Origin of the sequence: Maribellus luteus, from assembly GCF_003576475.1 — a bacterium.
In the GTDB taxonomy this organism is placed as follows: Bacteria; Bacteroidota; Bacteroidia; order Bacteroidales; family Prolixibacteraceae; genus Draconibacterium; species Draconibacterium luteum.
In genome coordinates, this window is sequence record NZ_QWGR01000007.1 from 269,580 (window position 1) to 285,356 (window position 15,777).

Below are 15,777 nucleotides of genomic sequence, written 5' to 3' on the forward strand. Positions count from 1 at the left end.
ATTTAAAATACAACACAATGAGTAATTTGGAAACGTTAAAAAAAGGATACCAGCTTTTTGCTGAGGGAAAAATTGACGAAGTTCTGGCCATGTGGGACAAAGACATGGTTTGGAAAGAATGTACCGGATTTCCGTTTGTAGAAGGCGACGGAACCTATGTGGGACACAAGGCCATTGCCGAAGGAGTATTTTCGAATCTGCCCAGGTACTACGATAATTTCAAGATTGAAATTGACGATTTTGTGGAAGGAAAAGAAAAAATAGTAATGGTGGGATACTATTCGGGTGTTTGGAAAGCATCCGGGAAACCGTTTAAAGCCAATGCAACCCACACCTGGACTTTCAAAGACGGGAAACCGGCTTCTTTCTTTCAGGCCGTTGACACAGCTGAAATTATGAAAAACTAAGCCACATTGGATAAAATCCATCCTTATAAAGTTGATGGAAATTAAAACGAAACAGTAGCTATTAAAGGGCACTGCGGGATGAGTAGTGAGAAACGGAAGAATACCAACGCTCACTACTCTTATTTTGTCTATCCTGGCAGCGGTCAATAATTTATACGAAAAATCGTTGTTCTTTAGCTATTTCAGGATTAACCAAAGATACCACTGAACATTTTCAATCTTAAATTCTTTTATCAGAAAGAACAAAATAAACACAACACCCAAATGGGGTGAACAATATTTTGTCTCTTTGAGAAAACGATTCAAAAACAAAGAAAAATGAAAATTCTGGTAATTGGCGGAAATAGCGGAACGATTGGCAAAAGTGTTGCCGGCCGGCTCAGTAAAAAACACGAAGTAATAACAGCAGGAAGAACAAGTGGCGATATTCAGGTGGATATAAACAATGCAGAATCCATCCGGCAAATGTTTGCGTCTGTTCCCGACCTCGATGCGGTGGTTTGCTGCTCGGGAGCTACCAAATGGGCACCTTTCAGCACTATGTCGGAAGATGACTTGTACGTAGGCATAAAAAGCAAGTTGATGGGGCAGGTAAACCTGGTACGCATCGGAAAAGACTTTGTAAAACCGGGTGCTTCGTTTACCCTTACTTCCGGAGTTCTGGCCGACGATCCGGTTTATATGAGCTCGAATGCCGCCATGGTGAACGGTGCGCTACATAGCTTTGTAAAAGCTGTGGCCCCCGAACTCGCCAACGGCTTGCGTCTGAACGTGGTTGCACCCGGACTGGTTGAAGATTCGGCAGAAAGACTGGGCGATGCATTTCCGGGACATACTCCGGTTCCGATGAACAAAGTTGCCAACGGCTACGTGCGCAGTGTGGAAGGTATGTTTACCGGAGAAGTTATCCGGATATTTTAATAAGCATTTGACTTTTCGGCTAAGAAGCCGAAAGAAACAATCCAACTCATGACCGACACCAAAATCTTTAAAGCTTTTGAGGGCTGGTCATGAGTTTTTATTCTCCAACAATTTAGAAGCAGCATCACTATTTCACTTTTATCACCACCTTCCCCTTCGCTTTTCCTTCCGAAAGATATTGCATGGCCTCCGGCACCTGCTCAAGTGGATACACCCGGTCAATGGCGGGTTTTAGCTTTCCGTCGCGGATAAGTTCTTCCAGATACTCCAGCTTTTCATTGGGCTTTACACCAATCACCGCGAGTTGTTTACTCCCAAACAAGGAAAGCAGGCTTCCCACTACCAGGGTCTGGAAAAGATGACGCATTTTTCCGCCCACCATGCAGTAAACTCCCCGCCGCGTAAGCGCACGCTGGTAATGAAAAATGGAGTGCGAAGCTACGAGGTCGAGAATAAAATCGTACGAATGGCGGTTTTGCGTAAAATCATACTCCCGGTAATCGATGGTATGATCCGCCCCCAGCAAACGGATAAACGCCAGTTTTTCGGCACTGTCAACTCCGCTTACCTCGGCTCCCGCCAGTTTGGCAAGCTGCACCGCAAAACTCCCGGCGCCACCTCCGGCCCCGTTGATCAGCACTTTATCGCCCGGTTGCAACCTGCGTTTAAAACGAATTCCCTGTTCGGCCACCGCACCTGCCTGTGGCAACGCAGCTGCCTCTTCAAAAGAGAGATGTTCGGGTTTTCGTTTCAGCAGTTTCTCCGGAATACAGGCATATTCGGCAAAACCACCCCAGAAATAAAGCGCATCTCCGTAAACGGCATCCCCCGTTTTAAAACGACCGGCGCCCTCTCCCACTGCTGTCACTGTTCCGGCGATATCCGAACCAAGTATCTTGTATTTAGGTTTAAATAATCCCCAAGCGCGGATGTATAACGGCGAACCGTTCATGTTTTCCACATCCGAAGCATTTAAACTTACGGCATGCACTTTTACCTGCACCTCGCCGGCTTTGGGCAGCGGAATATCCACTTCCGAGGGATGAAACACTTGCCAGTTACCATATTCTTCACGTACTATCGCTTTCATTTATTTGTTCTGTTTTTTCCGATTTGTACCAAAAACTTCCTCAAATTAAGCCTAAGTTGCGAGAATAAAAACCGGGCTTACTTTTTTCGCTGACCGGGAGCATACTTTTTCGCACTTTTTTCGCCGGTGAGTTTTTTCATTTGCCCCGGCGGAATTTCTCCCTTGGCATTGGTTTTAACCTCCCTTTTGGGATGACCGGTAAAAACCACACTGCGACAGGAACTTGTAAATACTGAAAAGGTAAAGGCCACCAAAATGGCCGCAATAATTCTTTTTGATTTCATGTTAAACGGCTTTCTCAAACAAACGAGACTGTATTGTATTTATTACACACCTCTCGGCGAACCATAGAACTCTATATTTTAAATGATCAATGTTTCTTAATCATCGTCTTCCACATCAGAAAAAAGCCGCTCGCCCGTCAACTGACGGAGGAGCGGCTTTACTATCTTGTAAATACTTCTTACTGACCTAATTTTTCAAGAATAGCGTTGTATTTATCCATATCTTTCATTCTATAATACAAGTTTTTCAGCGACTCAAGAGTACTTGTCTCCTCTGCATTCAGTTCGTGGCATTTCTCCATGTAAGGCAATGCTTTTTCAAACCATACGTCTGCTTTCTTCAACTCTGCTTCGTATTTTGCATTATCATTGGCAGGAACGCTGTTGGCCACTTCAATTTGTTTTACACCTTTGTTATAGTACAAGGCCCCCAAGTTGTAATAAGCATTAAAGAAGTTGGGGTCAACCTCTGTAGCTCTCTGGTATGCATCTACAGCTTTTTCTTCATCACCAAATTTTTCAAGCAATGCACCTTTGGCAAAGTAGTAAGTTACGTTTGTTGGATCTTGCTGAATAGCCATATCCAGGTATTTCAACGCTTCTTCATTTTTATTCAACTTCATGTACAGGTCAACCATGGCAGTCAAAACACCATTGTCTTCCGGGTATTTTTCAAAACCTTCCTGAACCGTTTTTAGTGCATTGGCAGTATCCTGCATTTGCATGTACGAATCAGCAATCAAACTATAAGTACGTGCACCGTTGTACCCATATTTGGTTACTTCAGTGTAATACTTAACTGCTTTGTTATAATCTTTTGAATTATAAGCTGCCAAACCAGTATTGAAAAGAATTACCGTATCCACACCCTCAGGGTTATCAGCCTTTACAATATCAAGATTTTGAACCTCCAAAATCTGTTCGAACGATTTCAATGCTGCTGCATAATCGTTGTTATTAAAAGCCTCAACCGCCTGGTTGGTAAGATCGTTGGTCAGCAGTGTTAATTTAATCTTAACACTGTTGCTGCCTTTTCCTTTCTCATCCAGTTCAAGCGCTTTTTTATACGACTCCAGAGCTGTTGTCAATGGATCGTCAGCCAGTTTTTTAATGTTTGCATCTTTACTCTGGAAAATAGCCTGGAAAATTTCACCACGTACCTCCCATGTTTTAGACCATGGAATAGATTTCTCCGCTTTTTCGTTTGCCGGATCAGTGGCCTCATTAATGGCCTCCAGCGCTTTATCCAATTTGCCGCTATCTTTAAAGGTCTGAGCACTTGTTACTTTTCCCTTCTGAGCAAATGCTCCTGAAACAGAAAGCACCAAGGCAAGTAGAATAATAGTTTTTTTCATCACTTCAGAATTTTTTTGTTACTTAAATATTTTGCAAAAATAGATGTTTTCACTTTTACTGCAAGCTTAAGCTTTAGGAATCAGAAGATTATTCCTGATCCAAATTGCTTTCTTCATTTTCGATCGATTCACCTGCTTCTTCGCCATCGCTTCCACTGGTTTCGTCCATCGCAACACGTGCTACTGATGCAATCCGGTCATCACCTCTCAGGTTAATTACACGAACGCCCTGTGTAGCTCTTCCCAAAACTGAGATAGAACCGACAGCTACACGAATTGTAATACCATTTTGGGTTATGATCATAAGGTCGTTTTGATCCGAAACGTTTTTGATCGCAATCAGCTCACCTGTTTTTTCGGTAACATTGATGGTTTTTACTCCTTTTCCACCTCTGTTTGTTACCCTGTAATCATCAATCTTAGAACGTTTTCCATATCCATTTTCGGAAATTACCAGGATATCCTCGTTCTCGTCCTGTACACAAATCATACCAATCACTTCATCGTTAGCGCTACCAAGGGTTATACCACGTACCCCCGAAGCTGTTCTTCCGATCGGACGAACAATACTTTCGTTAAAACGAATGGCTTTTCCTGAACGTACCGCAAGCATCATTTCGCTGTTTCCGTTGGTAAGTCTTGCCTCAAGTAGTTGGTCTCCATCTTTAATGGTAATTGCATTAACCCCATTCTGACGAGGACGAGAATAAGCTTCCAGCGTTGTCTTCTTGATGATCCCCTTCTTGGTAGCTAAAATGATATAATTATTGTTTATGAAATCCTGATCAGTTAGCGTTTTCACCTTGATAAATGCCAACACTTTATCATCCGGCTCAATGTTCAGAATGTTCTGAATTGCACGGCCTTTTGATGCCCTGGTTCCTTCCGGAATCTGGTATACCTTTAACCAGTAACATTTTCCTTTTTCGGTAAACAACAGCAGAGTATTATGCATGGAAGCGATAAAGAGATGTTCCAGGAAGTCTTCGTCACGCGTTGTACTTCCTTTTGAACCAATACCTCCCCGTCCCTGTGTGCGGAATTCAGATAGCGGAGTACGCTTGATGTAGCCCAGGTGAGAAATGGTAATCACCATATCTTCATCGGCATAGAAATCTTCAGGATTGAATTCCTCTGCGTTTGGAATCAACTCTGTACGGCGTCCATCGCCATACTTTTGTTTCATTTCCTGCAGTTCTTCTTTGATGATATCCATCCGCAAGTTAACATCTTCCAACACTTTTTTCAGGTACTCTATCTGCACCATTATCTCTTCGTACTCTTTACGCAGCTTGTCTTGTTCCAGACCTGTCAGCTGACGCAAACGCATCTCAACAATGGCCCGGGCCTGCAAATCACTCAACTCGAAACGCTCCATTAAGCTGGAACGAGCTTCGTCAGGTGTAGATGAACCACGAATAATGGCTATTACCTCGTCGATATTGTCACTAGCAATAATGAGCCCCTCTAAAATATGTGCACGTTTTTCTGCCTGTTCCAGTTCGTATCGGGTGCGGCGCATAACCACTTCGTGACGGTGCTCCACAAAGTAGCGGATCAGGTCTTTTAGGTTAAGCATTTTAGGGCGTCCGTGAACCAACGCAATGTTGTTTACACTGAAACTGTTCTGCAACTGCGTATATTTGTAGAGTTTGTTTAACACCACGTTACTCATTGCATCGCGCTTCAGGTCATAAACAACGCGCATACCTTCCCTGTCCGATTCGTCGTTAACATTCGAGATTCCTTCAATCTTCTTTTCGTTAACCAGATCGGCTGTTTTCTGAATCATTTCTGCGCGGTTCACCATGTAAGGAATCTCGGTCACAATGATTTTCTCGCGACCTCCTTCATTTTCAATGTGAGCCTTACCTCGAACAACTATACGTCCACGCCCCGTTTCGTAAGCATCCTTCACTCCCTGGTAGCCGTAGATAATTCCACCGGTTGGGAAATCGGGCGCTTTAATAATATCGATCAACTCATCTATGGTAATGTCTGGGTTGTCGATATAAGCAATTGTAGCGTCAATTGTATCACTTAGGTTATGAGGTGGCATGTTGGTAGCCATACCTACTGCAATACCCGAAGCTCCGTTAATCAACAGCTGCGGAATTTTTGTAGGAAGAACCGTTGGTTCATTCAGCGACTCATCGAAGTTGGGCTGAAAATCGACCGTATTTTTATCGAGGTCAGCCAGCGTTTCTTCGGCAATTTTTGACATTCGGGCCTCGGTATAACGCATCGCTGCAGGACTGTCACCATCTACCGAGCCAAAGTTTCCCTGACCATCAACAAGCGGATAACGCAAAGACCAGTCTTGCGCCATACGAACCATGGTGAAATATACTGATGAGTCTCCGTGAGGGTGATACTTACCAAGCACCTCTCCCACAATCCTGGCAGACTTCTTATGAGCCCTGTTTGATAAAATTCCTAATTCGTGCATCCCAAACAAAACACGGCGATGCACCGGTTTAAAACCATCTCGTACATCAGGCAATGCACGGGATACAATCACAGACATTGAATAATCGATGTAAGCAGATTTCATCTGCTCCTCAATGTTTATTCTGATAATCTTTTCTCCTTCTGACATTATATCTCCTTTTAATCCTTAAAATCATTTTCAAAAGACCCACAAAAATAGTAAAATCATTGGTTTTTAGGTCCTGTGCCCATCTCTTTTAGGAAACCGCTGAGCAGAAGATATTAACAACCCAACTGTCATAAATTCACACAATAAACTGAAGGATTTAATAACTTCTGCCATTTCGGTAATACCGCCTGTGAATTTTTAAGTATTTTGTGCATTCAACCTTTTGGGAACAGAATTTGTTGAAACGAAGTAAAACACAGAAAAATTATATGGATTCACAATTTTCACCAAGGATAAAAGACATCATAGGGTACAGCCGGGAAGAAGCTATCCGTTTGGGAAATGATTATATCGGGCAAGAGCACCTGTTTCTTGGAATTCTGAGAGACGGTGAAGGGATTGCCACCGACATACTGGAAAATCTGGGTGTCGATCTGGCAGAAATCAAACAACTTGTTGAAAAAAAGATCAGGACAGATAAAGAAATCAATGGAAAAGCAGACCTTGTCATGCTTAAGTCCACTGAAAAAACGCTGAAGCTTATATACCTTGAAGCTCGTTCCTTTAAAAGTGTCACTGCCAACAGTGCACATCTTTTACTGGCAATTCTGAAAGACAGTAATTGTTTGGCAACTCAACTATTAATAGAGATGGGAGTTAATTATTACATGGTAAAGTCGCAACTACAGGATTATAAATTCCCGGAAGCAAAATCGGATTTTCCGGAGGGAGAAGACGACGGGCCGGAAGGATTTTCAAAAAATCCATCGGGACCACAGGCAGGGAAAAAAGGTGCCGGAGCAAAATCGGACACACCTGTGCTCGACAATTTTGGGATCGACATCACCAAGTTGGCAGAAGAAGGCAGTCTGGATCCGATCGTAGGCCGCGAAAAAGAAATTGAGCGACTGGCACAGATTTTAAGCCGCCGGAAAAAGAATAACCCGATTCTTATCGGAGAACCGGGGGTAGGAAAATCGGCCATTGCCGAAGGTCTGGCTTTACGAATCGTTAGTAAAAAGGTCTCCCGGATTCTTTTTGACAAACGTGTGGTTAGCCTCGATATAGCTTCGATTGTTGCCGGCACCAAATACCGCGGGCAGTTTGAGGAAAGGATGAAAGCTATTCTGAATGAACTGGCCAAAGTAAATAATGTTATCCTTTTCATCGACGAAATTCACACGATTGTTGGTGCGGGGGGAGCCACCGGGTCGCTTGATGCAGCCAACATGCTTAAACCTGCTCTGGCAAGAGGCGACATTCAATGTATTGGCGCCACTACACTTGACGAATACCGTCAACAGATTGAAAAAGACGGTGCGCTGGAAAGAAGGTTCCAGAAAGTAATGGTTGACCCCACATCGATTGATGAAACCATTGAAATACTCAACAATATTAAACAACGGTACGAAGATCACCACAATGTAATCTATACAAAGGAAGCGATCGACAGCTGTGTGAAACTGACAGCCCGTTACATTACCGACCGGTATTTACCGGATAAAGCGATTGATGCTTTGGATGAAGCGGGTTCACGCGTTCATATTGCCAATATTAATGTGCCGGAAAAGATTGTTAAGCTCGAAGAAAAAATCGAAAAAACAAAGGAAGAAAAAATAGCCGCGGTTAAGAGTCAGAATTTTGAACTGGCAGCTAATTTCCGTGACAAGGAGAAAAACCTGTTGACTTTGCTTGAACAGGAAAAAGAAAAGTGGGAAAAAGAACTGATCAATCACCGCGAGATTGTAGACGAGCATAAAGTGGCAGAAGTAGTTGCCATGATGTCAGGCGTTCCGGTGCAGCGAATTGCCCAAGCCGAAGGAAAGCGGCTAATGAGCATGGGACACGATTTGAAAGGAAAAGTTATTGGACAGGACGAGGCGATCGAAAAAATAGTAAAAGCTATCCAACGAAATCGCGCAGGGTTAAAAGATCCTAACCGGCCTATTGGTTCTTTTGTTTTCCTGGGACCAACCGGGGTAGGAAAAACCCAGCTTGCAAAAGTATTGGCAACCTATCTTTTTGACACCCTTGATTCCCTCATTCGGGTTGATATGAGTGAATATATGGAAAAATTTGCCGTATCAAGACTGGTAGGTGCGCCTCCCGGATACGTCGGCTACGAAGAAGGCGGGCAATTAACCGAAAAAGTAAGAAGAAAGCCTTATTCGGTTGTTTTGCTTGACGAAATTGAAAAAGCACATCCGGATGTTTTTCATTTATTACTGCAATTACTGGATGAAGGAAGGCTAACCGATAGCCTGGGACGCAATGTGGATTTCAAAAACACAATTGTTATCATGACTTCCAACATTGGATCGCGTCAGTTAAAAGAATTTGGCCGCGGGGTTGGTTTTGCCACCAATCAAACACCGGAACAGGACAACGAGCATGCCAAGTATATTGTACAAAAGGCACTAAAAAAAGCGTTTGCTCCTGAGTTTCTGAACCGGATTGACGATGTGATCATGTTTAATCAGCTGGAGAAAAAACATATTCACCAGATTATTGATATCGAAATAGATGGTTTGTACAAACGTGTTGAAGCGTTGAATTACAAGTTAAAGATTTCACCTGCAGCCAAAGATTTTATCGCAGAAAAAGGATACGATCCGCAATTTGGCGCCCGTCCGTTAAAAAGAGCAATTCAGAAATACCTGGAAGACGAGATGGCGGAAATCATTATCAAAGCTTCGATTAGCGATGGCGACACTATTTCGGTAGGTTACGACAAAAAGAAAGACCGATTACAAATGCGAATATTATCCAATAATAAAGCATTGAAAGAATAAAATAAAAGGCCGGTAACCCGGCCTTTTATTTTATCCATGATATTTTAGCACCAATATACTGATATCATCATTTTGCTCTGCATCGCCAGCAAATAACCGAACACTCGTCTCAATTCTTTTCACCATTTCTTTTGGTTCAAGGCCAACCAGGCTCTTCAGGTTTTCTTTTAATCTTTCATGCCCATAAAAAAGTCTGTTCGAATCGCTACGTTCGGTAACACCGTCGGTGTACAAAACAATGGAATCGCCTTTTTCCAGCTGATACCTTCCTTCACGGTATCCTTTATCGCGGTACAACCCCAGAGGTAAACCATGCGATTCGACCAGCACTTCGATATTCCCGTTAGCCTTAACAATGTAGGTGGAATTATGTGCAGCGTTGCAATAGCTCAGTTTTCCGGTTTTGATATCCAGGATTCCCAAAAATAAAGTCAAAAAGAACTGGTGCATATTATTTGAATGCAACTCATTGTTGATTCGGGCCACTATCGAAGAGCATCGTTTAATCGTCAGATCAGATGCGATGGTTTTTATAACTGTCTGAGAAACACTCATAAAAAGCGCCGCAGGAACTCCGTTTCCGGAAACATCTCCCATCGATAGAACCAAATGGTCTTCATCTTTGAAAAAGTAATCAAAGAGGTCTCCACTAACAATTCTTGCCGGATTATAAGAAGCAAACAAGTCAATCTCTGCAATATTGGGAAATGCAGGAAAATCAACCTTAATTAAACTTTTCTGAATTTCAGCTGCCTGTAGCAAATCGGTATGCTGTAGTTTATTTAGTTTTTCTTCTTTCAAAGCTTTTAACTGGTACTGTTCGTACCAAAGCTTCATGAGGTTTAAACTGTCAGCAACCTGTTTTATCTCGTTCATCGATTCTTCTCCGGCATATGATTCGCTTGAAATATTGGTAAACTTCGTTAACTGCGAGGTAACACTGCTAAGTGGCTGAATCTGTTTATTGGAGATATAGGTAACCAGAATGTAGATGATCAGAATGCCCAGAACCGAGAAAAACAACATTTTCAAAATGGGGACATAAAGCGGCTCAAACAGCTCTTTATGCGGAATAACCAGCAAAAGTATCCATCCGTTTTCTTCAATGCGCGAATGGTATACAAAACTCTTCTCATAATTCAGAGTTTCAGGATAAGCGACAATAGACCCCGCATTTACCCCCGTAAGAAAATCGTCAACAAGCAGTTGTTTATTCTTAAAAACCTCGGGCGGTATATCCCTAAGATTCCGGGTTAGAATCCACTCTTTTTTGGGATGAGAGATATAGGTTCCATCTTTTGACATTAAAACAGAATAGCCGTTTTTCCCTATTTTTATTTTGTTGATGGACTCGTGAAGTTGCAACAGCGACAATTCGCAAACAACGTCGCCAATTTGTATTGTTTTATCATTTCGAACGTAAAAAATTGGCGAATAGAAAGCAACAACAATGCGCTTGTTCCTTTCACAAAAAATAGGCTCCGACCAATTTTGTTCGTTTCCTTCTGCCAGCACTTTATAGTTTGGGTGATTACTCACGCAATTTTCAAAGGGCTGATTACCTTCAAAAAAATAGGTTGAATCATTTTCTCGATAGCTAAAATAGTTATGGTACTTCAACTCCAAAGTTGAATCAATATTAATATGAATCGCATTAATAAACTCGTACTTCCTTAAAAGATGGTCAAAAAAAGGCTGTACATAATCTTTCTGATCGTAAAATACAATCTGGTCGGCTACATTCTGTGTAACCTCTTTTGTTGTAATAACATATTTTTTTATTTCGGCGGCAACCTCAGCCTCTGAACTAATAGCCTTATTGTCAATATTCTCCTCTATTATCTTCATGTTAAAAAGAAAATAGATGACAATAAATGCGATAAAGACAGCCACTACCGCAAGTGAAATATATATACTTAGGCGATAGGCCAACGATTTATCTAACATGGTAACTGATTTTCATCTTCCGGAATACAATTTAGGTATTTTTTGATAAATAATCACCTAAATAAGTCAGCCATTGTCGGGTACCTTTAAAATTGCAGCTGAAAGATGCTATTCGGGAAGCTTTCGCTAATGCAGAGGCAAATTCGCGTTGCAAAAGATAATAATAGCAAAAAGCTCCATGCAAAACATCACCGGCGCCAAGAGTATCCAATGGTAGTATATTTTCCACCTGAATTTCGCTTTCATTTTTCCCTTTTCTAAAAAGAATGCTTTCTCCGCCACGCGAAATAGCGCCGGCCTGGATGCCCAACTCATTCAGAAAGTCAAAAACTTCAGTAGGTGACGAACAAAAAGGTGGATAAAAATCGGAAGAACAAATGGCGATATCAACAAACGGGAGTAATTCGGGAAGATGCGGTTTCCAGCTGCCACAGTCAAGTACAACGGGGATTTTCCGGTTTCGGGCTTCCCGGGCAAGTGCTAGACTAAACTCGGGATAAAAACCATCCAGCATTACAATTTCGGGTTTTATTTCGTCCAGTATTTGTTCTGGCAAATGAATTGGTTTCAGAGGAAGCGGATGATGGGTAAATATATTCCGGTCGCCATTACCCGAAGTTACCACCGTGGCAATAACCGGTTGATTTGCCTTTTCTACCGACAGATCCGTGAAATGCACATTGTGTATCTCAAAATCATCTCGCACCAGGTCTGAAAACGAGTTCTCCCCTACCGAGCCAATTAAAAATGCCCCGTTATTCAAGGCAGAAAAAGTAACAGCTGCATTGGTTGCCGGGCCACCCACAAGCATCTCAGGAGCACCAGCTTTTACTTTTTGATTGGCTTCCGGAAATACATCAACAAAATACTGAATGTCAATTGTTGTAAGTCCAACAAACAATCCTTTAAATTTCATCTGTTAAAGATTTAAAAAGATAAGGTTCGACTACAGGCAATTTTAGAATGGAGTCGCCTTCTATAAATAAGAAAAGCTGCCAGAGAATTTCTGACAGCTAATATATTTTTCCAGTAAGCTATTCTTTTCGAACAGCTTTTTGTTTGGCTCTTTTATTATGTGTTCATCGCACCACAAACAGTAATTACCTGTCCGCTTACATACGACGATAAATCAGAGGCCAGGAAAGTTGCCACTCCGGCTACTTCTTCGGGAGTTCCGCCACGTTTCATCGGGATTGATTCTTCCCAGGCTTTACGCGCTTCTTCCGGAATTTTACCGGTCATTTCGGTAATGATAAAACCAGGTGCGATGGCGTTCGAACGAATTCCCCTAGACCCCAGTTCGCGTGCAATAGACTTGGTAAAACCAATGATACCTGCTTTTGAAGCGGAATAGTTGGATTGTCCGGCATTTCCACTAACCCCCACAACCGAGCTGAGGTTAATGATCGAACCACTGCGTTGTTTCAGCATGGTTTTCTGTGCCGCTTTTGTGAAGTTGAAAACAGATTTCAGGTTTACATTGATTACTGCATCCCACTGGTCTTCTGTCATTCTCATCAACAGCGTATCTTTTGTAATTCCGGCATTGTTTACCAAAACATCAACTCTTCCGAAGTCGTTTACAATCTGCGTTACCACTCTGTCTGTATCATCAAACTTGCTGGCATCAGAAGCATAACCTTTTGCCTGTACTCCTAAAGCCGTTAATTCTGCTTCGGTTGCCTTCATGTTTTCATCTTCAAAAAGATCGGTGAAAGCAATGTTACAACCTTCTTGTGCAAATTTTACAGCGATTGCTTTTCCAATTCCGCGCGAGGCGCCGGTAACAATCGCGGTCTTTCCTTCAAGTAGTTTCATTTTAAATTATGTTTTGTTCTGTTATACTATCAACGATATTTGCAGCGAAAAACTGCGTGGCAAAGATAATTTTTCTTCATCGGAAAAGAAAAACAGCATAACGAATATGCAGTTTTGCCGCGAACAATTCCGCCCCAGACACTAAACTTCAAACCAATGGTTGAAAAGTTCAAAACAACTCACTGGCCAGTTTTGTCAATATCTCTGAAGCTTTTCCTTTTAGATGAATATCGGTGATTTGCGAAGTAAACATCGACTCTTCGGGATTGATTTCAATAATTGTTGCACCTGATTGTTTGGCGGTTCGCGGCACATACGACGCCGGCGTAACTTCTCCGGTTGACCCGATAATCAGGCAAACCTTTGCCCGCTCGGCAGCTGCGAAGGAATTGGAATACGCCTCATGCGGGATTCCTTCTCCAAAGAATATAAAGTCGGGCTTCAGAATTTCTGAATCTTTCTTACACAACGGAGGAAGAGACTCCAGATCCACCTCATTCACATCGTAAACCGATCCGCATTTCAGGCATTTCAGCTTTTTAGAGTTACCATGAAATTCGTAAACTTCCTTGTTACCGGCTTCATAATGAAGATTGTCGATATTTTGAGTAACAACAGCTTGCAACAGTCCGGCTTCCTCCATTTTTGCCAGCACCAAATGTGCAGGATTCGGTTTTGCATCAGCAAAAAAATCGTAAAATATCTCGCGAATATATACCCAACACTCTTCGGCATTTTCCAGGTAATACCCCAAATCCAGCACCTCCGGATTGTATTTGTTCCACAAGCCGTGCTCTCCCCGAAACGGCGGAACGCCGCTTTCCACTGATATTCCGGCTCCTGTAAAAGCAATCGTAAAGTCTGATTCCTTGAGTAGTTTGGCAGTTTCTTTTATCAATAAATCCATTTAACTGTGTTTTGAAAAATCTAAATTTAGAAATTATCGCTCAACCATATTCCTTAAAACGGGTCTATTTATGCACCACGATTTGATAAGATAAATAAATGTCGGATTATCACTCAACAAACCAGATATAAAATCAGTTGAAAAAAATGACTTAAATTTGCGGAAACATTGAAAAGAATGCTTGATCAATCCACCATATGTGCCATTTCTACTTCGCCGGGAATGGGAGCCATTGCAGTAATCCGGCTCTCGGGTAGCGAAGCCATTGCAATTGCCGGTAAATCGTTCCGTAGTCCGAACAAAAATAAAAAGCTCATTGAGCAAGCGCCAAACACGCTTCATTTTGGACAATTCACTAACCAACAGGAGATTATTGACGAAGTTGTTATGGCACTGTTTAAAGCGCCCCACTCCTTTACGGGTGAGGATATTGTGGAAATATCCTGTCACGGATCTACTTTTATTCAGCAAAAGATACTGGAAGTACTGATTGAAAATGGAGCACGTATGGCTTTGCCTGGTGAGTTTACGCAGCGTGCATTTTTGAATGGCAAAATGGACCTTTCGCAGGCAGAAGCCGTGGCCGATGTAATTGCTTCGTCGAATGCTGCCGCACATAAACTCGCCATTAACCAGATGCGTGGAGGATTTTCAAAAGAAATTGGAGCACTGCGTGAACAGCTGCTTCACTTTACCGCCATGGTGGAGCTTGAGCTGGACTTTAGCGAAGAAGATGTTGAGTTTGCCGACAGAAGCGAACTTCGCAGCCTGACAGAAAGAATCGAACGCCTCCTGCGCAAGCTAAAAAACTCGTTTCAATTGGGAAATGCCATTAAAAATGGAATTCCGGTAGCCATTGTGGGTGAAACCAACGTTGGAAAATCAACCCTGTTAAATGCCTTGCTGAATGAGGACAAAGCGATTGTTTCTGACATTCATGGTACCACCCGCGATGTTATCGAGGACGTAGTGAACATTCACGGAACTGCTTTTCGCTTCTTTGACACGGCCGGCATCCGCGAAACCAGCGACCACATAGAAACTCTGGGAATTGAAAGAAGTTACAGTAAACTGGAGCAAGCCACGGTGGTATTATTGGTAGTGGATACCCATAACCCTTACCCGCTTGTAAAAAGCCGGATTGACAAAATCAGGGAGCGTATTTCCCCCGGACAAACATTGATAATTGTCGCCAATAAAATTGATTCGGGATTACGCGATACCATCCAGCAGTTGGAAGTACTGGACCTGGCCGATAACGAAAAAATAGTATTTATTGCCGCCAGAAAGAAAGAAAACCTGGATGAACTGATCGACCACATGACCCATTCGGTAAACATCGACACCGTTGAGCAGGATGTGATTGTTACCAACGCGCGGCACTATGAAATATTAAAACATGCACACGAAGCCATTTTGCGTGTTTTAAACGGACTCGATACCGGAATTACAGGTGATTTTCTTTCGCAGGACATTCGTGAATGTTTGCATTATCTCTCTGAAATAACCGGAGAAATCAGCAACTACGAAGTACTGGGGCACATTTTTAAGAATTTTTGTATCGGAAAATAAGTGAGATCTATTTTCTCCAAATGAAGCATTTATGGAAAATCTCTCCTGGGTGAACTTATCTTGAACGAGAGATAATGAGTTTCCG

12 protein-coding genes are annotated in these 15,777 nt (G+C 42.4%); 4 read left to right on the forward strand and 8 right to left on the reverse strand.

Annotated features, from left to right (window positions below):
* Positions 1-17: 17 nt before the first annotated feature.
* Together D1614_RS14225 and D1614_RS14230 are read left to right on the forward strand one after the other, a co-directional pair.
* Positions 18-407 (forward strand): nuclear transport factor 2 family protein, encoded by a 390-nt coding sequence (locus tag D1614_RS14225; protein ID WP_119438616.1) that lies wholly within the window; start codon positions 18-20, stop codon positions 405-407.
* Positions 408-725: 318 nt separating this feature from the next.
* Complete coding sequence (locus D1614_RS14230) at positions 726-1,328, forward strand: short chain dehydrogenase (protein WP_119438617.1); 603 nt, start codon at positions 726-728, stop codon at positions 1,326-1,328.
* Between the two features lie 127 nt (positions 1,329-1,455).
* Here D1614_RS14230 and D1614_RS14235 read toward each other — a convergent pair whose 3' ends face one another.
* The 4 genes from D1614_RS14235 to gyrA form a co-directional block, all read right to left on the reverse strand.
* Complete coding sequence (locus D1614_RS14235; protein WP_119438618.1) at positions 1,456-2,418, reverse strand: NAD(P)-dependent alcohol dehydrogenase; 963 nt, start codon at positions 2,416-2,418, stop codon at positions 1,456-1,458.
* Positions 2,419-2,495: 77 nt separating this feature from the next.
* Complete coding sequence (locus D1614_RS14240) at positions 2,496-2,702, reverse strand: hypothetical protein (protein WP_119438619.1); 207 nt, start codon at positions 2,700-2,702, stop codon at positions 2,496-2,498.
* A gap of 179 nt (positions 2,703-2,881) precedes the next feature.
* On the reverse strand, positions 2,882-4,057 hold the full coding sequence (locus D1614_RS14245; RefSeq protein ID WP_119438620.1) for a tetratricopeptide repeat protein: 1,176 nt from the start codon (positions 4,055-4,057) through the stop codon (positions 2,882-2,884).
* Positions 4,058-4,145: 88 nt separating this feature from the next.
* Positions 4,146-6,656 (reverse strand): DNA gyrase subunit A, encoded by a 2,511-nt coding sequence (gene gyrA / locus D1614_RS14250; RefSeq protein WP_119438621.1) that lies wholly within the window; start codon positions 6,654-6,656, stop codon positions 4,146-4,148.
* Positions 6,657-6,925: 269 nt separating this feature from the next.
* Here gyrA and D1614_RS14255 point away from each other — a divergent pair, with 269 nt between their 5' ends.
* Positions 6,926-9,448 (forward strand): ATP-dependent Clp protease ATP-binding subunit, encoded by a 2,523-nt coding sequence (locus D1614_RS14255; protein WP_119438663.1) that lies wholly within the window; start codon positions 6,926-6,928, stop codon positions 9,446-9,448.
* A gap of 30 nt (positions 9,449-9,478) precedes the next feature.
* On the opposite strand, the gene D1614_RS14260 is transcribed toward D1614_RS14255, so the two are convergent.
* The 4 genes from D1614_RS14260 to D1614_RS14275 form a co-directional block, all read right to left on the reverse strand.
* Positions 9,479-11,395 carry a SpoIIE family protein phosphatase gene (locus D1614_RS14260; RefSeq protein WP_119438622.1) on the reverse strand — a complete coding sequence of 639 codons (1,917 nt, stop codon included), beginning with the start codon at positions 11,393-11,395 and terminating at the stop codon, positions 9,479-9,481.
* A 31-nt stretch (positions 11,396-11,426) separates the two neighbouring features.
* Complete coding sequence (locus D1614_RS14265) at positions 11,427-12,311, reverse strand: PfkB family carbohydrate kinase (protein WP_119438623.1); 885 nt, start codon at positions 12,309-12,311, stop codon at positions 11,427-11,429.
* Between the two features lie 155 nt (positions 12,312-12,466).
* Positions 12,467-13,213 (reverse strand): 3-oxoacyl-[acyl-carrier-protein] reductase, encoded by a 747-nt coding sequence (fabG, locus tag D1614_RS14270; protein ID WP_119438624.1) that lies wholly within the window; start codon positions 13,211-13,213, stop codon positions 12,467-12,469.
* A gap of 169 nt (positions 13,214-13,382) precedes the next feature.
* On the reverse strand, positions 13,383-14,120 hold the full coding sequence (locus D1614_RS14275; RefSeq protein WP_119438625.1) for an SIR2 family NAD-dependent protein deacylase: 738 nt from the start codon (positions 14,118-14,120) through the stop codon (positions 13,383-13,385).
* A 177-nt stretch (positions 14,121-14,297) separates the two neighbouring features.
* Here D1614_RS14275 and mnmE point away from each other — a divergent pair, with 177 nt between their 5' ends.
* Positions 14,298-15,692, forward strand: a complete 1,395-nt coding sequence (mnmE, locus tag D1614_RS14280; RefSeq protein ID WP_119438626.1) for a tRNA uridine-5-carboxymethylaminomethyl(34) synthesis GTPase MnmE — start codon at positions 14,298-14,300, stop codon at positions 15,690-15,692.
* Positions 15,693-15,777 lie beyond the last annotated feature (85 nt).